This is a genomic window from Corallococcus sp. 4LFB, from assembly GCF_046520365.1.
Classification (GTDB): domain Bacteria; phylum Myxococcota; class Myxococcia; order Myxococcales; family Myxococcaceae; genus Corallococcus; species Corallococcus caeni.
In genome coordinates this window covers 1-18,160 of record NZ_JBKGHJ010000019.1, presented here as the reverse complement: position 1 = coordinate 18,160, position 18,160 = coordinate 1, and the positions used below count along the sequence as shown (strand labels likewise).

Sequence of the window (18,160 nt, the reverse complement as noted above, 5' to 3'; positions counted from 1 at the left end):
CTCAAGCTGAGGATGCCCGTTGCCAACGGCCAGCTCAGCCCTGACTTTCGTTAGGTGCTGTAAAGGCGGCCCTGGGCGGAAGAATATTCTCTTCGTCGGCCACGAAGCTGCGGGGGAGAACCTCGCGGGACGCTATGCGCTGGCCGCCATCTGCGAGGCTAACAGCGCCAACCCCGAAGACCACCTCGCCAACGTGCTGCTGCGCGTCAAGACGCACCCGAACGCTCGCATCGGGAAGCTGCTTCCGCGCGAGAGGGAGCAGCTACGCACCGCCGCTGCATCCTAATGCTTCGCGATTCCGTCTATCGCGCCGCTCGTCACCGCACGCATCCCGTCCGCCTTCAAGCGATCCGCCACGTCGTTGGCCGGAGGGCTACAGGACCGGGACGCTGCGGCAGGTGCGGTGATCCCGCGTGCCTCCAAAGACTCTCCCTCGTTGAACGAGGTCTGGGCGGATGAGGGCTACTAGGGGCCCGTGGTGGCGCGGACGCCGCGAAGAAGGCCGGATTGAAGCTGGAGATTGTCCGGCATGCCGAGGAGGACAGAGATTTCGTTGTGTAAAGCACCGCTGGGTGGTGGAGTGCACCAACGCGGGGATGACACGCCAGCGGCGACTGTCTCGCGACTACGATCATTCGTCCGAAACCCGCATCCACATCGCAATGTCCGGCCCCATGATGCGCCGCCTTACGTAGCGACTCAATTCAACAGACTCTAAGGGCTTCAAGTCACGCATGACTTCGGGCATGATTGGAGCGCCACCTTCTTTGCATGGAATCCAGGCCAAGGACAAATGGACCCCCGCTCTCTTTCAATCATTATTTTCCAGGTGGAATATGACCCATACAACACGGACCTGTCCGAAGAACAGGCCTTGCGACAGGTATTTGGATTTACTGGTCCTGTACTATTGAGGCACAGATCAAGCATTGAGTACGTCACGGGAAACTATCAAAAAACTAAGAAGCGCTGGGCTGGGGAATTCGGAAGCCAACGCCAAGCCCTCCCGCTGTCAGTCGACAAAAATCGAGAAAACGGATACGTTTTCGCAGTCTCAGGAGACGCAATCAGAACTTCCGAGAGCGTATCTGCATTCGTCTACGATCCGCACGAGCATGTGATTGCTTACTGGGAACGGGCTCAACTTCCATACACCCGACTGCAAAGCTATGTCGACGCCGCCGCCAGCGCAAACGGGCGGACTTTTCGAATCACACTGCAGCCCCAAAAAGAGGCGCGAACAATAACCAGCTGGCTCGAGCACTTCGACGTCATAGACAATCTCAAATTAACATATCGCCACTCTCAGAGCCCCGGAAATCAACTTGTAGACGAATGGATTGAAGCTTCAAATGCTGAAGAGGTAACCGAATCGGTTCGTGCCCCCAAAGGGGAATCCTTGAACATACAAGGACTCACAGGCGACACACCCATTGGCAAGGTTGTAAATCACATAGAGGTCAACGATAAAAATGGAAGAGCACTAATCAAAGGCGAAGTCGGTGGCGAACAGCTAACGGTAAGCACTCATGACGAAGTCCAGCGCCACAAAATCAAAGCGGAAGCACGACCCAAAGCCGTCATATTTGCCTTGTTCCTGCTTCTGGACAGCATTTCACGTAGACGTTGAGCCCTTGTCGCCCTTCTTCTTGGCGGCTTCGACGCGAGCATCCCTGGAAATATCCGCCAGCCCCATCAAGTAAAGCCTGAATACAAACAAAAGAGTATTCAGCTCAGCAAAGCCACCAAGGATGCCTACAAAAATAGCAACGGGCCGAATCTCGGGATACCAGTCTCCATAGAATGTGAGCAAAGCCCCGCCGCTCAAGCCCCAAAGAAGAGACCATGCGAATGCGGCCGCAAAGTTAGTGATTACGCTTGGTTTTTTTGTAATGAGTGGCTTAAGAACGCTCTGTCCTGGAAGCGTTATGCTTACACTCAGTAGAGTCCCCAGCAGGAATGCGCCAGTAAACAGAATCTTTCCTGCATCACTGGCACGAGACTGGTCGTGAACGACGGTCTCGCTACCAGTAAAGCTCCACATATATATTGTCAGCAAGATCGCAAGTGTGCTCCATCGGCCGTCCTCGGCAAGCTTGCCTTTTGCTTTGCGCCCCCGAGACTGTCTCCAGCGTTGAACGAGCACGGGAATCGGCCACGGGACCAAATAGTTCCAAGACTTGTCCGTATTCAGCACCTTAAAAAACCACCATCGGCTACCAATCAGTTCACGCAGCTCCTTGTCTTGCTCTTCCGGCGTTTTGGTCGGCGGCAAACCCACGGTATCACCAAGTCCTGTTCCTAATTCTGTTCCCGTTCCCGTCATAGATACTTTCTCAAACCAACACAACACCCGGCAATCTCGAGTCTACCTAGAAATCCATGGAGTTCAGGCGCCACAGAAAAACAGAAAAATCATTGTCATCTCAAAAATAGTCGCTGCATAGCGGACTGCTAACTACGCCGCGTCCACACCTCAGCAGGTACTCCAGATAGCCAACCGCCTAGGAGCGTTCATGCCACGAATGCTAATCTGGAACTCTAACACTGCATTGTCCCTACATCGGATATCCCTCCCTTCTGGCCGGGACATTGTACGCCGACAAGTTCCCCGCCCGCATCGAAGCCTCCTTCCGCGCGAACCGCTCGACTTGCTCTACTGCGTCATCCGGATCCGCCCGGTCGAAGATGTAGCGCGGGTCGAACTCGCGGTAATGGGCGCGTCCAGTTGCCTCCGCGTCTGGCCCGGTGATGCGCAGGTCGTGCGTCATTGGGTCCTTCTTCCGGAGCGACGCAGGCTCCGCGTCGTGCCTGCAGAAGCGACCCATGCCCGAGTCCAGGATGAGCAGCTAACCCTCGGGCAGATTCACCGCGCCCAGCACCACGGATGCTTTGGGCGAAGAGAAGGCCTGTTGCGGGGAGGGGCGGGTGCAGAGGTGCCGAGGAGGGACTCTGACGGATGCCGCGAGCTGTGCGCCAGGCCAGTGGCGTAGCCGTGCAGCCTTCATTGGGCACACGCCCGCTCAGGCCGCGCACCCCTCTGGGGTGCGGCAGGGGGATTGGACATGGACCGAATGGGCGGCATTCGAAGCGTCCGGAACGCGCTGTTGCCGAGCCGCAGGACTTCGGCGATAGCTTATTCATCCCCTGGCCCTATGCAGCGGGCCCGACGAGCGTGAACGGATCGGGGATGACGACGCGGATCGCCGCGACGAGCTCGGGCTCGAGCCGCGACCTCTCGGTGTCCCAAGTCATCTGCAAGGCGGCACGCAGCCTCTGGAAGAGATGAATGAAGTAGAACGGAGACCGACCATTGACGTTCATGCCGGGGAGGCGGCGACTCATCGAGTGTGCTTCGACCCGCATGGGCTCGAAGAACGACATCCCGGTCGCCAGCTCGATGCACTTCTCCACTTCGCGTTTGGGATGAATCGCGGCGAGCAGGAGCAGCATCGCTGGCGGATTGTCGCTCGCCAGCCAGGCGGCCGTGACCGTCACACGATCGACGCCGAGGTCCTGCGGCAATGACCAGTCGCGGTTGCGGCCGGGCATCTGCTCCATCAGGTCGGTGAGCGTACGCGGCGTCGTCACGCGACGAGGATACGGCAGCGAGCAGGGAGAAGCACCCACACGATTCGGCAGGGGCGCAGCGTGCGCTTCAGTGCTACTCCATACCGCCATGTCCGGCGACTCACCCTCCCCCACCCCCGGCGGCTTGCCCACCCTGCGCTTCCCCCCCGAGCTCCCCATCTCGAGCCGGGTGGAGGACATCACCGCGGCCATCAATGGCCATCAGGTGGTCATCGTCGCGGGGGCCACCGGCTCGGGGAAGACGACGCAGCTGCCGAAGGTCCTGCTCGCCATGGGGCGCGGCCGCCCGCGCCAGATTGGCGTCACCCAGCCCCGGCGTATCGCCGCGACGAGCGTGGCGGCGCGCGTGGCACGCGAGCTCGGCACGGAGCTGGGCACGGACGTCGGCTACCAGATCCGCTTCGAGGACCGTTCGTCCAAGCGGACGGCCGTGAAGTTCATGACCGACGGCGTCCTGCTCGCGCAGATCCACGGCGACCCGCTCCTGAGCCGCTACGACACCATCGTGCTCGACGAGGCCCACGAGCGCAGCCTCACCATCGACTTCCTGCTCGGGTGGCTCAAGCGCATCCTCCCCAGGCGCCCCGACCTCAAGGTGGTGGTCAGCTCGGCCACCATCGAGACCGAGCGCTTCTCGCAGTTCTTCGGGGGCGCTCCGGTCATCCAGGTGGAGGGCCGGACCTTTCCGGTGGACGTGCTCTACGAGCCGCCCCCCGACGACGCCGAGCTCGCCGACGCCGTCGCCGATTCGGTGGCGAACGTCATCTCGCTCGACCCGGACGGGGACGTGCTCGTGTTCCTCCCCGGCGAGCGGGAGATCCGCGAGGCCGAGAACGCCCTGAACGCACGCGAGCTTCGCGGCACCGTGGTGCAGCCCCTGTATGCGCGCCTGTCCGCCGCCGAGCAGTCGCGCGTCTTCGCCACCATCCCCCAACGCCGCGTCATCCTCGCGACCAACGTCGCGGAGACGTCGGTCACCATCCCGGGCATCGTGTACGTCGTGGACACGGGGGTGGCGCGCCTGTCGCGCTACGACCCACGGTCCGGCACCACGCGCCTGCACATCGAGCCCGTCTCCCAGGCCAGCGCCGACCAGCGCAAGGGGCGCTGCGGCCGCGTGCGCGAGGGCATCTGCGTGCGCCTCTACGACGAGGCGGGCTTCACCTCGCGGCCCGGCTTCACCGACCCGGAGATCAAGCGCACCGGGCTCGCGGGCGTCATCCTGCGGATGAAGTCGCTCGGCCTGGGTGACGTCGAGGACTTCCCCTTCCTCGACCCGCCCCAGCCGAAGGCCATCGCCGAGGGCTGGCGGGTGCTCGAGGAGCTCGGGGCCATCGAGGGCAAGGAGCGCACCCTGACGCAGCTCGGGCACCAGCTCGCGCGCTTCCCGGTGGACCCACGCATCGCGCGGATGATCCTGGCCGGCGCCGAGTACGGGTGCCTGGACGAGGTGCTCATCGTCGCCGCGGCGCTCAACCTGCAGGACCCGCGCGAGCGGCCACGGGAGCTCGCGCAGAAGGCGGACGCGTCGCACGCGCGCTTCCGTGACGAGCACTCGGACTTCGCGGGGCTCCTCAAGCTGTGGGCCTTCGTGCGCGAGGCCGAGGGCCGGGGGACGTCCCATCTGCGGCGCGTGTGCCGGGACAACTTCCTGTCCTTCCTGCGCGTGCGCGAGTGGCGGGACGTCCAGCGCCAGCTGGAGGAGACCGTCCGCGAGCTGCGCCTGCCGCGCAAGGGCCGGGGCCCCCCGGCGCGCGGGGACGTGCTGCACCAGGCGCTCCTCACCGGGCTGCTGTCCCGCATTGGCCAGTGGAACCCGGAGCAGCGCCACTACACGGGCGCGAAGCAGACGCGCTTCATGGTCCACCCCTCGTCGGCGCTCGCGAGAAAGCCCCCGGCCTGGGCGATGGCGTTCGAGCTGGTGGAGACGTCCCAGCTGTTCGCGCGCACCGTGGCGAAGCTCGACCCGGAGTGGCTCGCGGCGGCGGCCCCCCACCTGCTCAAGCGCAGCTACTCGACCCGCACTGGTCGGAGAAGTCCGCGCGCGCCGTCGTGAAGGAGAACGCGACCCTCTTCGGGCTCCAGGTCTTCAAGGAGCGCCCCGTGCCCCTGGCCCACCTGGACCCCGCCCGGGCACGGCTGATGTTCCTCGAGCACGCCCTGGTGCGCGGCGAGTACCGCACCCGGGGGGCGTTCCAGGAGGAGAACCGCGAGGTGCTGGAGCGCGTGGCGCGCCTGCGGGACAAGGCCCGGCGCAGCGAGCTGCTCGACAGCGAGGCGCTGCTGACGTTCTTCGACCAGCGCGTCCCGGAGGACGTGACGGACGGAGCAGGCTTCGAGGCCTGGCGCCGCAAGGCCGAGGCGGACGACCCCGCCGTGCTCGTCCTCTCGATGGAGGATGCCCTCTCCGACGACCCGGGCCTGTCGCCGGCGCACTACCCGGATGCCATCCCCCTGCACGGCGCGTCCGTGCCGGTGACGTACACCTTCGACCCCTCGGCCGAGGACGACGGCATCACCCTGAGCGTGCCGTTGCTGCTGCTCGCCCAGCTGGTCCCGGGTGAGCTCGACTGGACCATCCCCGGGTGGCAGCGGGAGAAGCTCACCGCCCTGCTCGAGCAGGTCCCCCGCGCCCAGCGCAAGCAGCTGGGGCCCTTGCCGGAGCTGGTCGACCGGCTCCAGAAGGAGCTCGAGCCCTTCCGCGGGCCGATGCTTCCAGCGCTTGCGCGCGCGGTGTCCCGGCTGTGCGGCGTGGACGTGACCGAGGAGTCCTTCCGCGCGGAGGCCGTGCCGCCGTACCTGCGCACCACGCTCCGGGTGCTCGACGAGCGGGGAAAGGAGCTCGCGCGCAGCCGCGACGCCGACGCGCTGATCGAGCAGCACGGGGGACGCGCACGGGCGGCGCTGCGCAGCGTGGCACCGACCTCGGACTGGGAGCGCAAGGGGCTGACCGCCTGGACCTTCGGCGAGCTGCCCCCCGTGGTCACCCGGCGGGTCGGCGGGCTGGAGGTTCGCAGCTACCCCGCGCTCGTCGACCGGGGCGCCACCGTGGACCTGGTGCTGCTCGAGACCTCCGCCGCCGCCGACGCGGCCTCGCGCACGGGGTCCGCCGGCTCCTGATGATCGCCGCGCGCGGACACGTGGCCGTCAGCGCCGCGCGCATGCCGCTGCCCTTCCCTTCCCTGGACGGCGCGCCGCCCGCGCGGGGCCAGGCCGACGCGTTCAAGGCGCTCGTCCTCGCACGCGGCGTCGATGATGCGTTCAAGCTCGCACCGGGTGCGCCGCTGCCCGCACGAAGGCGCCTTCGAGGCGCGGGTGCAAGAGGGCTCACCTCGCATCGAGCAGGCGGCCCGGGACTGGGCGAACGCCGTCGTCGCCACCTCGGCGGAGCTCGCGGAGACGCTCGCCGCGCTCAAGGCAGCCTCCAAGGGGCCGAGCGGCGCGGCGGCCGTGCGGGACATCCGCTCGCAGCTCGCGCAGCTGTTCCCCGCGAAGCTCATCGAGTGGATTCCCCTCGGGCGCCTGCTGCACTACCCGCGCTACCTCCGCGCGGCCCAGGCACGGCTGGCGCGTGCGGTGGCGAACCCCGCCAAGGACGCAGGGAAGGCCGCGCCCTTCACCCCCTTGTGGGAGAGCTTCCTCGCCCGGTCCGCGACCGTGCGGGACCCGGAGGCGGCGCAGGAGCTGCGGTGGGCCTTCGAGGAGCTCCGCGTGGCCATCTTCGCTCCGGAGGTGACGACGCCCGTGTCGGTGACGGTGGCGAAGGTCGGCGCGGCCCTCGCGGCGCTTCGCTAGAGGCGAGGCGCCTTGTCAGGCGCCGGCCCACGTCCAACATTGGAGAGGGCCGATGATGGAAATGCCGAGGCGAGCGCGAGGATGGGGCGGCGTCCAGGTGTTCGCGCTGGGCCACTCCACGCGCACCCTCGAAGAGCTGGTGGAGATGCTGTGGGCGAACGGCGTGCGGACGCTGGTGGACATCCGCACGGTGCCGCGCTCCCGCACGAACCCGCAGTTCAACGTGGACGTGCTGGGGAAGACGCTGGCACGGGTGGGCGTCGAGCACCTGCACCTGCCAGCGCTCGGCGGGCTGCGGCGTGCGCGCAAGGACTCGCCCAACGCGGCCTGGCGCAACCTGAGCTTTCGCGGCTACGCGGATTACATGCTGACGGAGGACTTCGCGCAGGGGCTGGAGGCGCTGCGTGAGGTGGCGCTGCGGGGGCCGGTGGCCCTGATGTGCGCGGAGGCGCTGCGCTGGCGCTGCCATCGCTCGCTGGTGGCGGATGCGCTCTGGGCGCGGGGCGTCCCGGTGACGCACATCACGAGCCCCACCCGAGTGGAGCCGCACCGGCTCACCGCCTTCGCGCAAGTGCGGGGGCGACAGGTGCTGTACCCGGCGACGTAGAGAAGTCGTTTCAGGCCGTCCACTCAATGCCGGTTCCAGAAACGGTGGCGCCGGTACTTGCTCTTCTGTTGCTGCGTGTCGCCACAGAACGGGCACCGGAACAGGTAGGGGTGGGGACTGGGCTTCGGAGCCGCCGCGGGGTTGGGCAGGGCCACCCCCGGCAGCGCTGGACGGACCCTGTTGGCCTCCTTGCAGGCCAGGTCGCTGACGATCTGCTCGGACAGGTTCGGCGTCGCTCCCAGCTGGGCGGAGATCATGTGCCCCGCGGTGTTGGCTTCAAAGATGGCGCGGCCCACCTCCGCGTTGCGCATCGCCTGGCTCTCGGCACCTGGAACCGTGGTCGCCGGGCCGGCGGGGAGGATGGCGTTGTGGACCGCCCCCGCCTCGACCAGTTGCTCAATCATGGCAGAGCAGACCCGCAGATGCTTGTCGGTCGGCCCGATGCGAAGCGCCACCGCGAGGTCGGGATGGAGCTTCATGGCGACGATGAGCCAGCACAGGTCACCGGTCATGTCGCTGTTGAGCGCGATGGCGCTCGTGGTGCCATCCGGCATGTGGGCCAGCCGTGCCGCGGGCGTCGCGGTGGGCAATTGGCTGTCCGCGCTCTCCGCCAGACGGACGCTGTCCGCCAGCTCCTCGAAGACCTGGGCGGACACAGGCGCCCGGTTCACCCAGGCGCCCAGCGTGTTGTAGTGCGCGCCCCCGGCGACGCCGATAGGTCGCGGAGGAGCCCCCGCGGCGGACTCACGTGGATCAATGGCGATGGCCCAGTCCTTCGCGGAGAGCTGGGTGGCCGCACCGCCCCCTCCCGTGGCGACAGCATTGACCGCCGTGATGCGGTTGTTCACTGCTCCGACGGCGCCGTTGGTCCAGGTGTATTGGATGGGATAGGTCCCACGAACGGGCCACCTGCCAGCAGAACGGCAAGTGCACCTACCAGCAGTTCAAGGACAACTGCATCGCGCTCTACAACAAGACCTGTTAGGCATTTCAGCGTCAGGGTCTCGTCATGAAAAGCCCGGCGCCCGCGAGGGATGGCCGGGCTTTTCCCGTGGGGGCGACCTCGGCTCGCCGCCACAGTTGAGGTCATTCGCCCAGGAACTCCTCCAGCGCCCGGGCGAGCGCCTTGGGGTCGACGGCATGCGTCTGTCCCTCCAGCGTCCGGTGACGTGCGCCGGGAATGGCCCGTGCCAGGGTTTGGATCGCCTCGCGCATCCAGCCCGGGCTCGCGCCTCCGTCCATGACGAGCGTCGCCGCGCGGACGGCCGACATCTGCGCGAGCCGCAAGGGGCCGCGGGCCGTGATGAGCAGGTCATAGCTCAGCGTGTGAGCGAGGTGCTCGAGGCCCGCCCACATCGGCGCCTTGCGCAGCTGCGCGACGGCGGGCGCGGGCATCTGCATCACCTTCGTGAAGTACAGCTCGACGGCCTCCGACCGCCGGTTCCCCGCGACGGCCTCATCCAGCTGCTTGGCGAGGTCTTCAAATGACCTGGCCCGGCCCGCATCGAGGATGACGGGAGGCTCATAGACAACCAGCTTCGGGATGGAGAGTCCTCGCGCCGCGGCATCCAGGGCCAGGAGGCCACCCGACGAGTTGCCGAACACGGCAGCGGATCCGCCGGCCGCGGTGATGAGCGCCGCGAGGTCCTCCCCTTCCCTTTCGAGCGCATGGGGCGGCGTGTCCCCGCTGTCCCCACGACCGCGCCGGTCAGGGTTGAACACGGTGAAGCGATGGGCCAGCAGCGCCGCCAGCGGTGTTCCCGAGGTCGGCGCCGTGCGGTCGCAGAACGCTCCGCCCACCAGGATGAGCGGTGGACCCTTGCCGGTGAGCTCGAACGCGATGGACGTCCCATCGGCGGACTTGACGGTGTGGAGTGTCATGGCGGTGCTTTCAGTGCGAGGCAGCGGGGGGATAGCCGTGCGTGCGGAAGGGGACGTCGAGTTCGCGGCAGATCTCGGTCAGGACCTCGGGTGAATGGTAGTAGTCCCGCAGCCGCGCGATGCGGTCGCCGTCCAGCTCGACCCGCACGACGGCATGCACTGCGTCTCCCGACCACCAGAGGAAGAGTGATTCGCCCCGGTGCGCGCGGAGCTCGCAACGCGGCGGATCCACGAGCACGTAGCCGCCCTCGGGACAGCCGAAGAGCGTTCCCTTGAACGAGCCGTCACGGACCGCCCGGGCCCCGTACTCGATCTTGAAGCCCGGATACTCCAGGGTCGCCGTATCGAGGAGCAGCGCCGTGAGACGATCCAGGTCCCGCGCGTTGAAGGCGTCGCAGAAAGCGTTGAGGACGGCGGGCACCACCGGAGCCGGCTCGTCCGGTTCCGGCGTCACCAGCTTCGCCCGCCCCCTGTGCAGGGCGGCCTTGATGGCGCCGGTCGTGGTGGAGAGCGCCTCGGCGGTCTCCTCGAGTGACAGCCCGAAGGCATCCTTGAGCACGACCGCGGCTCGCTCTTGCGGCGAAAGCTGCGACAGCAGCGTCCCCGCGGCCTCGCGCGTCGCGCGAGGCTCGGCGCGCGTCGCCGGCTCCGGGACCTCGATGGCGTCGGGGGCTGGTACCTCGCGCGCCTGCCGCATCCGGTTGAGCCACAGGTTGCTCGCGACCCGGAAGAGCCACGCCCGCGGGCTGCGCGGCGGCTCCGCCATGATGGCGAGACTCGCGAACGCCCGGGCCATCGTCTCCTGGGCCATGTCCTCGGCATCCCAGGGGCTGCGCGTCAGCTGCCGGCAGTACCGGTAGAGGTCCGGGCGCAGGGGTTCGTAGGTATCGAGGAAGCGGCGCCAGGACGCCTTGACGGCGTCTCCCAGCAGTTCCTGTGACTCAGTGCTCATGCCGGGGAGACACGCGACGGTCGAAGAAGGATACGTCAGCAGGCGAAGAAACAGGGCCCTTGCTTCCTGGTTGCCCCCTTCTCTCCCTACGTCACGCGTCAGGGGCGGTGGCAGGGGTTGTCACCGTGGACGTGCGCAAGAAGCTGGAGCTCCTCGCCGAATGCCGCCAGGTACGACGCCTCGTGTCCGAGCAGCGGCGGCAAACGGAAGGCCGGGAAGGAAGGGCTCGGCAGCGTCGAGGGCATGGGCATCTGCCACAGCTACACGCCGGATGGCCGGTGTGTGTCTTTGCTGAAGATCCTGCTCACCAACTTCTGCATCTACGACTGCCAGTACTGCATCAACCGCATCTCCAGTGACACCGCCCGGGCGCGCTTCACGCCCGCGGAGGTGGTGCGGCTCACGCTCGACTTCTACAAGCGAAACTACATCGAGGGCCTGTTCCTGAGTTCCGGCGTCATCAAGAGCCGGGACTACACGATGGAGCAGCTCATCGAGGTGGCGCGCACGCTGCGCGAGGTGCACGGCTTCCAGGGCTACCTCCACCTCAAGGCGGTGCCGGGCGCGTCCAAGGAGCTCATCGACAAGGCGGGCCTGTACGCGGACCGGCTGAGCGCCAACATCGAGCTGCCGACGGACGGCGACCTGAAGAAGCTCGCGCCGGAGAAGAGCTTCGCTGTCACGGGCGGGACGATGAAGGAGATCTCCGCCCGGGTGGAGCAATTCAGGGCCGAGCGCCAGGAGAGCCCCAAAGCGCCGAAGTTCGCGCCCGCGGGCCAGAGCACGCAGATGATCGTCGGCGCCACGCCCACGCCGGACGCGGCCATCCTCGACACCGCGAGCCGCCTCTACACGCGCTTCAAGCTCAAGCGTGTGTACTACTCGGGCTACAGCCCCATCCCGCTCGTCGACGCCCGCCTGCCCGCGAAGTCTCCGCCACTCGTGCGCGAGCACCGGCTGTACCAGGCGGACTGGCTCCTGCGCTTCTATGGCTTTCGCATGGACGAACTCACGCCGCCCGAACAGCCGGACCTGTCCCTGGAGCTGGACCCGAAGCTCGCGTGGGCGTTGCGCCGACGTGAGGCGTTCCCCGTAGACGTGAACCGCGCCCCGCGCGAGGTCCTGCTGCGCGTGCCGGGCATGGGCGTGCGCACGGTGGACCGACTCCTCCGCATCCGCCGCTGGCACCGCGTCACGCTCGCGGACCTGGCGCGGCTGCGCGTGCCTCTCACGCGCATGAAGCCCTTCATCGTGACGGCGGATCCCCGGCCCACGGGGCTCATCGACTCGGCCCGGCTCGCCGATCGGGTGACGCCTCCGTCCACCCAGCTCTCCCTGTTCGCCTCCGCCCGGGAAGCGCTCACCGGGGAGCTCTGATGCGGGTGGAGGTGGGGCCGGACCTGGACGCGTTCCGCGCGGCGGCGCGAGGACTGCTCGCCCGGGGGGTGTCCCCGGAGCAGGTGCTGTTCACCGAGGAGGGGCACGGGCAGGGCTCGCTGCTCGCACCGGCCGTGGTGCCCGCGAGCGCGCCCGTGGCGGGGCTGTCGGTGCCTCCGGCGTTCCTGGAGCTGGCTCAGAAGGTGGCGTGTCACCGCTCGCCGGAGCGCTGGGGGCTGCTCTACCGGGTGCTGTGGCGGCTGACGCACGGGGAGCGCAAGTTGTTGGAGGTGGAGAGCGACGCGGACGTGTACCGCGTACTCACCCTGGCCAAGGGCGTGCAGCGCGACGCGCACAAGATGAAGGCCTTCGTTCGCTTCCGGCGGGTGGAGCGGGACGGCGAGGAGTTCTTCATCGCGTGGCACCGGCCCGAGCACCTCATCGTGCGCTACGTGGCGCCCTTCTTCGCGCGGCGCTTTCCCTCCATGCGCTGGAGCATCCTCACGCCGGACGCGAGCGTGTCCTGGGACCTGGAGCAGCTCACCTACGGACCGGGCGTGCCGCGCTCTCAAGCCTCCGAGGGAGATGCACTGGAGGAGATGTGGGGGACGTACTACGCGTCGACCTTCAATCCGGCGCGGCTCAACGTACGGGCCATGCGCGCGGAGATGCCCAAGAAGCACTGGGCCACGCTGCCCGAGACCCGGCTCATCCCGGAGCTGGTGCGACAGGCGCCCCAGCGCACTTCGCGCATGGTGAGCCCGAAGCTGGAGTTCTCCGAATCGAGCCGCTTCCTGCCCGAACACCGGGACCTCGCCTCGCTCGCACAGGCGGCGCAAGGCTGCCGGGCCTGTCCTCTGCACGAGCGCGCCACGCGCACGGTGTTCGGCGAAGGGCCGGCGGGGGCACGGCTGATGCTCGTGGGTGAGCAGCCGGGAGACCAGGAGGATCGGGAGGGCAGGCCCTTCATCGGGCCGGCGGGCCAGCTGCTCGACACGGTGCTCGCCGCGGTGGGCCTGGAGCGCGAGCAGCTCTACGTCACCAACGCGGTGAAGCACTTCGGGTGGGTGGAGGGCGAGGAGAAGCAGCGCCTGCACGCGAAGCCCGGACGAAGCGAGGTGCTCGCGTGCAAGGGGTGGCTGGACGCCGAGGTGGCGCAGGTGAGACCGAAGATGATCCTCTGCCTCGGGGCCACGGCGGCGCAGGCCTTCCTCGGGCCGGGCTTCCGCATCAACCTGAGCCGGGGGCAAGTTTTCGACACGCCCTGGGCGAAGGCGTGGATGGCGACCTTCCACCCCTCGGCCCTGCTGCGCATGCCGGACGAGCGCGCGCGGGCCCAGGCGCGGGTCCACTTCGAGGAGGACCTGCGCCGGGTGGCGGAAACGCTGCGCGCGCTCGGGTGAAGGCAGCGGTGAAGTTGGCCCGGTTTTGTGGGGTCCCATCCGCTGTGCGAAAAGGGCCCCCACGATGCTAAAGTCACGCCCCCATACCCGCCGGAGTCTCGTGAGCGAGTCGTTGAGTTGTTGAAGGCCGGCCGCTCTGGCAAAAGCCTCGCAAGAGACTCGGCTGCACCTAGCAGAGCATCCGCAACCGGAAGAAGCAGTTGGAGGGGAGCAGCAGTCGTGCTCCCAGCAGCAACGGCGAGAATAGGCCGGCTCCGAGGGCGAGTCGTGCCGCCTCAGATGAGCGCGATGAGATTGAGCGGCTATGGGGCGAGGTGCGGGGGCTGCGTGAGGAGCGTGACATCTTAAAAAGCTGCGGCTCGGTTCGCGCAGGAGTCAGTGGCGACGCCCAAGCGGCGTACCGACTCGTGAATGTCGCGCTGGCTCAGCCTCGCTCGGGAGCAGGTGGCCGAGGCGACAACGCGGACGCTTGCGAGCGGCTGGGGGGCGCGTCGTAGATGGACAGCATCCATTCCACGGAATGCTTCGTCCTACCGTTCAGGCGCAGGGTCGAAGCGAGCTTCCGCTTTGAGCCATCTGCGCCCCAAGCTGGTTGGCGAGTAGCACTTTCTCCAACCTGAGCCCGACTTCATCCCTGGCACCCAGGAATCATATTTCCCCTCGGTCAGCCAACCATACGCCACGGATTGAGCGAACCACGTCTCCACTGTCGCGACATCGAAAGCCTGCAACGATTTAGAGAGCAAGCCCATAAGGCTTCTCAGTGACGCAATCAAGGCACTGGCATCACAGCGATTGTCTGGTTCCCTTGCCGCCAAATAGACATCGATCTGATGCCTAGCCACAACCAGCAGCGTCGCGAGTCCCACCTCTAGATTCTTCTCGGTCACCACCAGGGAATCGACAGCAATCGCAAACTGCCCAACGAGAACCGACACCTCTTGTTCTACCTCACCCCGCACCTCTATCCCAAGGTGCTCTCGCACATCTTCTTCCGACAATCCATGAGCAGTCACTATCGTGCGACCAGCTGTATTCCGTCCTGCGACACAGGCACGCAAGGCCTGCCCAAACTCAGCCGCCGATTGGATGCGGCGCCTGGGATCCACCTCGACAGACTGCTGTAGCAGCGAAATCAGCGCCCTGGGCGCCTCTGGAATTTCAAGTGGCAACCCAAGCTGAGGAGGCCGTCCGGTCAGCAGGAAAACAGCCAGGGCACCTGCACCGAAAATATCAATGGCTGACTTTGCTGCCAGCGGATCAGACTCAAGCTCAGGCGCTCGAAATCCTGGAGTGCCCATGGGCTGAGTCGTCAACCGCGCTCCATCGATCAGCTCGCCGGACAGCCCCAAACCGAAGTCGATCAGAACCACTCTCCCAGTCCTATCAACGACCACGTTCCTCGGCGATACGTCGCGATGGAAAATCTCACGAGCGTGGCACGCCGCCAAAGCATCCAGCACTTGCGCGATCAAGGGCACGGCGTCGCTTGACGGCATGGGGCCCCTTTGCTGCCTTATCGCATCAAGCGTGGACCCATCGACAAACTCCAGAACAAGAACAGGATCACCACTGATCATCGCGCAGTCGAACAATCGCACGACATTCTGGTGCCGAATGGATGCGAGCAGCCTCGCCTCGCGAAGCAAGCGCGCTCGAGCCTTCTGGCGTCGCTGTTCGCTATCAACTACCAGTGGATGTGGATCGAAGAACTTCACCGCCAATTCCGTGCCAAGATGCCGTCTCTTGACGATGACAACCTCGCCAAAACCTCCACTGGCAAGGGGACGCACGAACTCAAGCTCGCGAGCCTGGAAGAACTGCTCCTTACCTGCGTATCCGCGAGTTTCGTCGTAGTCAGGTAGCAGAGCCGATTCGGCGGCGAGTAGGTTGGGAACGATGTTTACCCTGGGGATGTGGTGATGGGGAAACTCCCCAACTAATCTGGAAGCCTGCCCACGGACCACCCTCTCTATCTCTTCCTTATCAGCAACCGGCAGCCGTCCGAAGACCGCCATATCAAGCCGTAAGAGCAGGTCCCACCCCGTCGTACCACCATTCCAATTGTCGAAGTCGGAAGCGCTCAACTCAGCGATGGATGAATCCAGGAGTTTAACAATGTGCTCTTGCCCCGACATCTTGAGGAGCGCGACGAGATTGGTCGCGAACTGGCCCGCCGGAATGGGGAATGCCCCAGCATCGAGCGTATTCGGATTGCCTTTGATCTTCACGGCAGTGCCCCCAGCGATTCACTGATTGATCTTTGGGGCATAGAGCGAAAAATCAGGGACAGCAAAAATCCGCCGCTTCCATTCAGGCGCATATGCTTGTCGACGGAGTCAGCACACACCCACCTTGAGGCGGGGCGACTAATTGCTTATTCAGATTAAGCAAGTTTCCAACCCGAGATGGAATGAGCCGCGAACCCGCTCCCGCTAGAGCGCAGAAAGGTTCCCTGTGCCGCGCACTGACTTCCCGTCCAGCTTTAGGTATCCCTTCTTCGCGGGCGCGAACGTGTAGCGATGACCTTTGAACTTCGCGACGTTCTGGGACTCCGCGTCCTCCAACTGGAAGGGGAAGCACACGCGCGGCGCTACCGAGGTCAGGCTTCTGCCCTCCCTCAGCTCCGCCAGCAGCGCGCGCAGCTGTCCCCACAGCGCGGAGGACCCCCGCACGTTCGAGCCGAGTTCCTACGACAGGGCTTCGTCGTGAGCCGGCTCGCACAGGTGGGAGTCGCCGTGAAATGGACGGGGATGAACCTCTGGAAGCGGTTCTCCTAGCGCCGATGAAGCCGAAGATGATCCTCTGCCTCGGGGCCACGGCGGCGCAGGCCTTTCTCGGGCCGGGCTTCCGCATTAACCTGAGCCGGGGGCAGATTTTCGACACGCCCTGGGCGAAGGCATGGATGGCGACCTTCCACCCCTCGGTGCTCCTGCGCATGCCGGACGAACGCGCGCGGACCCAGGCACGGATTCACTTCGAGGACGACCTGCGCCGGGCAGCGGACACCCTGCGTACGCTCGGGGGAGGGCCGGAGGGCGTGTGCCCCGGCCCCGGCACGTCGGCCGGCCGTGCATTCCCGCTGCTCGTATAGGCTCTCCACAACACCCGACCCGCTCATCGCGAACGACCCATGCGCTTGACCCTCCTTCCCGTCATCGGATTGCTCTTCCTTCCGGCCTGTGATTCCAAGTCGGAACAGACGGAGGGCGTGGGATCCTTGCAGGGCGACAAGGCCTTCCCGGTGACCTGGTCCGGCGAACTCCTGCCGCGCGGCCCCGACGGCGGGACCTCTTTCTCGATTGCCCTCCTTTCCGACACCGACCTCTCCGGGTTCTGCACGACCCCCGCGGACGCCGGCTATGTCCTTCCGCCGTCTCGCTTCGTGACGGTCTTGGTCCTCGGCCCCCCTGCGGCAGGGACATTCGAGGTCGGCAGCGCCACCGGCCCCGGGTTCGTCCAGCTCCAGCAGCGCCTCACGGACGGAGGAACGGAGACACTCGCGGTGGCCACCAGCGGGAGCATCCAGCTGACGACCGCGACGACGGACCAGCTCGTGGGAAGCTTCGATGTCCAGGTCCAGGACAAATCCGACGGAACGACGACGGGTTTGTCGGGAACCTTCGACGCCCCCTTCTGCGCGAACCGGAAGTGAGGAGTGCGGACCTGGCCCTGGTCCGTCGACAGCCTCGCGGCGCGATCAGACTGAAAACCTAACGATTCCAGGCACTTGGCACTTCGTCGCACATGTCCCGCGCGTGTAATCCTGAAAATCGAGCCTCAAGCAACTCGCGCGCTTCGCGTCCGATAATCAGCTCAAGCTCCACCCCTTTCCGAATCCACGAGGCCCACCATGGGTTTCCCCGACATCAAGCGCACCTTCAACGCCGTCCGCACCAACGTCCAGCAGACCTTCGAGGCCAACAAGCAGCTCGTGAAGGGCGGGATCGCGGTCGCGACCCAGGCTTCCAAGGCGATCAACTTCAGCAAGGACGCCTTCCAGCAGATCAAGAACATCAAGGACGGCGCCCAGGGCCTCCTCGGGAAGACGAACCTGGACTACGTCCGCAACCCGACCTTCTCCCAGGGCTTCAAGGGGCTGACCAAGTTCGGCGCGCAGATGGGCGCCGCCATGCGCTACGCGGGCATCCCCGGCGCGGTGGCCGCGGGCGCCACGGCCTTCAAGGACGTCCGCCAGGCCATCCGCTCCGGCAGCAAGGACGACATCATCACCGCCGCGCGCTCCTCGCTGGACGCGGCCAGGTCCACCATCTCCGCCGCGACGGGCGGCATCGTCGGCAGCAAGGTGATGGGCGGCGTGCTGGGCGGAAGCATCATCAAGGGCAAGCTGGACGCCGGCAAGGCGGCCTTCGACACCTTCAAGAAGGCGCTCCCCAACGCCAGCGACGACGTGCTCAAGGCCGTCAAGGGCGCCGCCACCAAGGGCCTCATGGAGGGCGCGACGCTCAAGAACGTGGGCCGCGCCGTCACCACCGCCGCGGGCGACGCCGCGAAGGCGGGCGGCACGCTGGCCAAGGGCATCCTGGGCAGCGG

At 66.3% G+C, this 18,160-nt stretch carries 18 protein-coding genes and 2 pseudogenes; 12 read left to right on the top strand and 8 right to left on the bottom strand.

Features of this window, described 5'->3' with window-relative positions; genetic code table 11:
• Positions 1 to 73: 73 nt before the first annotated feature.
• Together ACLEQD_RS04015 and ACLEQD_RS04010 are read left to right on the top strand one after the other, a co-directional pair.
• Positions 74 to 286, top strand: a pseudogene (locus ACLEQD_RS04015) (hypothetical protein); the annotation flags it as partial.
• Between the two features lie 507 nt (positions 287 to 793).
• Entirely contained in the window at positions 794 to 1,630 is an 837-nt protein-coding gene (locus ACLEQD_RS04010; RefSeq protein ID WP_410381955.1) for a hypothetical protein, read from the top strand.
• Here the strand turns inward: ACLEQD_RS04010 and ACLEQD_RS04005 are convergent.
• From ACLEQD_RS04005 to ACLEQD_RS03995, 3 genes are all read right to left on the bottom strand, one after another.
• Positions 1,616 to 2,326 carry a hypothetical protein gene (locus ACLEQD_RS04005; protein ID WP_410381954.1) on the bottom strand — a complete coding sequence of 237 codons (711 nt, stop codon included), beginning with the start codon at positions 2,324 to 2,326 and terminating at the stop codon, positions 1,616 to 1,618. The two genes, ACLEQD_RS04010 and ACLEQD_RS04005, sit on opposite strands and share 15 nt — an antisense overlap.
• Positions 2,327 to 2,558: 232 nt before the next feature.
• Positions 2,559 to 2,771, bottom strand: coding sequence for a hypothetical protein (locus ACLEQD_RS04000; RefSeq protein ID WP_410381953.1), 213 nt, complete (start codon positions 2,769 to 2,771; stop codon positions 2,559 to 2,561).
• A gap of 382 nt (positions 2,772 to 3,153) precedes the next feature.
• Complete coding sequence (locus ACLEQD_RS03995; protein WP_410381952.1) at positions 3,154 to 3,591, bottom strand: hypothetical protein; 438 nt, start codon at positions 3,589 to 3,591, stop codon at positions 3,154 to 3,156.
• Between the two features lie 88 nt (positions 3,592 to 3,679).
• Here ACLEQD_RS03995 and hrpA point away from each other — a divergent pair, with 88 nt between their 5' ends.
• The 4 genes from hrpA to ACLEQD_RS03975 all read left to right on the top strand — a co-directional run bounded on the left by hrpA (position 3,680) and on the right by ACLEQD_RS03975 (position 7,993).
• Positions 3,680 to 5,647: an ATP-dependent RNA helicase HrpA gene (gene hrpA / locus ACLEQD_RS03990; protein ID WP_410381951.1), complete on the top strand. Its 1,968-nt coding sequence runs from the start codon at positions 3,680 to 3,682 to the stop codon at positions 5,645 to 5,647.
• Positions 5,644 to 6,711 carry a DUF3418 domain-containing protein gene (locus ACLEQD_RS03985; protein WP_410381950.1) on the top strand — a complete coding sequence of 356 codons (1,068 nt, stop codon included), beginning with the start codon at positions 5,644 to 5,646 and terminating at the stop codon, positions 6,709 to 6,711. Before hrpA ends, ACLEQD_RS03985 begins: the two co-directional genes overlap by 4 nt.
• Before the next feature lie 132 nt (positions 6,712 to 6,843).
• A complete protein-coding gene (locus ACLEQD_RS03980; RefSeq protein WP_410381949.1) occupies positions 6,844 to 7,386 on the top strand; it encodes a DUF3418 domain-containing protein in 543 nt (180 codons plus the stop codon).
• 52 nt (positions 7,387 to 7,438) lie between these two features.
• On the top strand, positions 7,439 to 7,993 hold the full coding sequence (locus tag ACLEQD_RS03975) for a DUF488 family protein (RefSeq protein ID WP_410381948.1): 555 nt from the start codon (positions 7,439 to 7,441) through the stop codon (positions 7,991 to 7,993).
• A gap of 23 nt (positions 7,994 to 8,016) precedes the next feature.
• On the opposite strand, the gene ACLEQD_RS03970 is transcribed toward ACLEQD_RS03975, so the two are convergent.
• From ACLEQD_RS03970 to ACLEQD_RS03960, 3 genes are all read right to left on the bottom strand, one after another.
• Positions 8,017 to 8,841, bottom strand: coding sequence for a hypothetical protein (locus ACLEQD_RS03970; RefSeq protein WP_410381947.1), 825 nt, complete (start codon positions 8,839 to 8,841; stop codon positions 8,017 to 8,019).
• Between the two features lie 238 nt (positions 8,842 to 9,079).
• Positions 9,080 to 9,874: an alpha/beta fold hydrolase gene (locus tag ACLEQD_RS03965; RefSeq protein ID WP_410381946.1), complete on the bottom strand. Its 795-nt coding sequence runs from the start codon at positions 9,872 to 9,874 to the stop codon at positions 9,080 to 9,082.
• Positions 9,875 to 9,884: 10 nt separating this feature from the next.
• Positions 9,885 to 10,826: a sigma-70 family RNA polymerase sigma factor gene (locus ACLEQD_RS03960; protein WP_410381945.1), complete on the bottom strand. Its 942-nt coding sequence runs from the start codon at positions 10,824 to 10,826 to the stop codon at positions 9,885 to 9,887.
• A gap of 117 nt (positions 10,827 to 10,943) precedes the next feature.
• Between ACLEQD_RS03960 and ACLEQD_RS03955 the strand changes: the two genes are divergently transcribed.
• The 3 genes and pseudogenes from ACLEQD_RS03955 to ACLEQD_RS03945 form a co-directional block, all read left to right on the top strand.
• Positions 10,944 to 12,203: a putative DNA modification/repair radical SAM protein gene (locus ACLEQD_RS03955; protein ID WP_410381944.1), complete on the top strand. Its 1,260-nt coding sequence runs from the start codon at positions 10,944 to 10,946 to the stop codon at positions 12,201 to 12,203.
• Entirely contained in the window at positions 12,203 to 13,606 is a 1,404-nt protein-coding gene (locus ACLEQD_RS03950; RefSeq protein ID WP_410381943.1) for a UdgX family uracil-DNA binding protein, read from the top strand. The genes ACLEQD_RS03955 and ACLEQD_RS03950 overlap by 1 nt, the downstream gene beginning before the upstream one ends.
• A gap of 42 nt (positions 13,607 to 13,648) precedes the next feature.
• Positions 13,649 to 14,016: pseudogene (locus ACLEQD_RS03945) on the top strand (transposase); the annotation flags it as partial.
• A gap of 120 nt (positions 14,017 to 14,136) precedes the next feature.
• On the opposite strand, the gene ACLEQD_RS03940 reads toward ACLEQD_RS03945, so the two are convergent.
• Both ACLEQD_RS03940 and ACLEQD_RS03935 read right to left on the bottom strand, forming a co-directional pair.
• A complete protein-coding gene (locus ACLEQD_RS03940; RefSeq protein WP_410381942.1) occupies positions 14,137 to 15,837 on the bottom strand; it encodes a serine/threonine-protein kinase in 1,701 nt (566 codons plus the stop codon).
• Positions 15,838 to 16,041: 204 nt separating this feature from the next.
• Positions 16,042 to 16,281 (bottom strand): hypothetical protein, encoded by a 240-nt coding sequence (locus ACLEQD_RS03935; RefSeq protein ID WP_410381941.1) that lies wholly within the window; start codon positions 16,279 to 16,281, stop codon positions 16,042 to 16,044.
• A 110-nt stretch (positions 16,282 to 16,391) separates the two neighbouring features.
• Between ACLEQD_RS03935 and ACLEQD_RS03930 the strand changes: the two genes are divergently transcribed.
• From ACLEQD_RS03930 to ACLEQD_RS03920, 3 genes are all read left to right on the top strand, one after another.
• Complete coding sequence (locus ACLEQD_RS03930) at positions 16,392 to 16,700, top strand: uracil-DNA glycosylase family protein (RefSeq protein ID WP_410381940.1); 309 nt, start codon at positions 16,392 to 16,394, stop codon at positions 16,698 to 16,700.
• Between the two features lie 126 nt (positions 16,701 to 16,826).
• Positions 16,827 to 17,261, top strand: coding sequence for a hypothetical protein (locus tag ACLEQD_RS03925; RefSeq protein WP_410381939.1), 435 nt, complete (start codon positions 16,827 to 16,829; stop codon positions 17,259 to 17,261).
• 198 nt (positions 17,262 to 17,459) lie between these two features.
• Positions 17,460 to 18,160: hypothetical protein (locus ACLEQD_RS03920; protein ID WP_410381938.1), on the top strand; the 701-nt coding region annotated here is incomplete at its 3' end.

Bases quoted from the DNA above. Each gene is read 5' to 3' on its own strand.
- ACLEQD_RS03980 (WP_410381949.1), top strand. From the start codon at position 6,844: ATGATGCGTTCAAGCTCGCACCGGGTGCGCCGCTGCCCGCACGAAGGC.
- ACLEQD_RS03965 (WP_410381946.1), bottom strand. From the start codon at position 9,874: ATGACACTCCACACCGTCAAGTCCGCCGATGGGACGTCCATCGCGTTC.
- ACLEQD_RS03960 (WP_410381945.1), bottom strand. From the start codon at position 10,826: ATGAGCACTGAGTCACAGGAACTGCTGGGAGACGCCGTCAAGGCGTCC.
- ACLEQD_RS04005 (WP_410381954.1), bottom strand. From the start codon at position 2,326: ATGACGGGAACGGGAACAGAATTAGGAACAGGACTTGGTGATACCGTG.
- ACLEQD_RS03950 (WP_410381943.1), top strand. From the start codon at position 12,203: ATGCGGGTGGAGGTGGGGCCGGACCTGGACGCGTTCCGCGCGGCGGCG.
- hrpA (WP_410381951.1), top strand. From the start codon at position 3,680: ATGTCCGGCGACTCACCCTCCCCCACCCCCGGCGGCTTGCCCACCCTG.
- ACLEQD_RS04000 (WP_410381953.1), bottom strand. From the start codon at position 2,771: ATGACGCACGACCTGCGCATCACCGGGCCAGACGCGGAGGCAACTGGA.
- ACLEQD_RS03930 (WP_410381940.1), top strand. From the start codon at position 16,392: ATGAAGCCGAAGATGATCCTCTGCCTCGGGGCCACGGCGGCGCAGGCC.
- ACLEQD_RS03975 (WP_410381948.1), top strand. From the start codon at position 7,439: ATGATGGAAATGCCGAGGCGAGCGCGAGGATGGGGCGGCGTCCAGGTG.
- ACLEQD_RS04010 (WP_410381955.1), top strand. From the start codon at position 794: ATGGACCCCCGCTCTCTTTCAATCATTATTTTCCAGGTGGAATATGAC.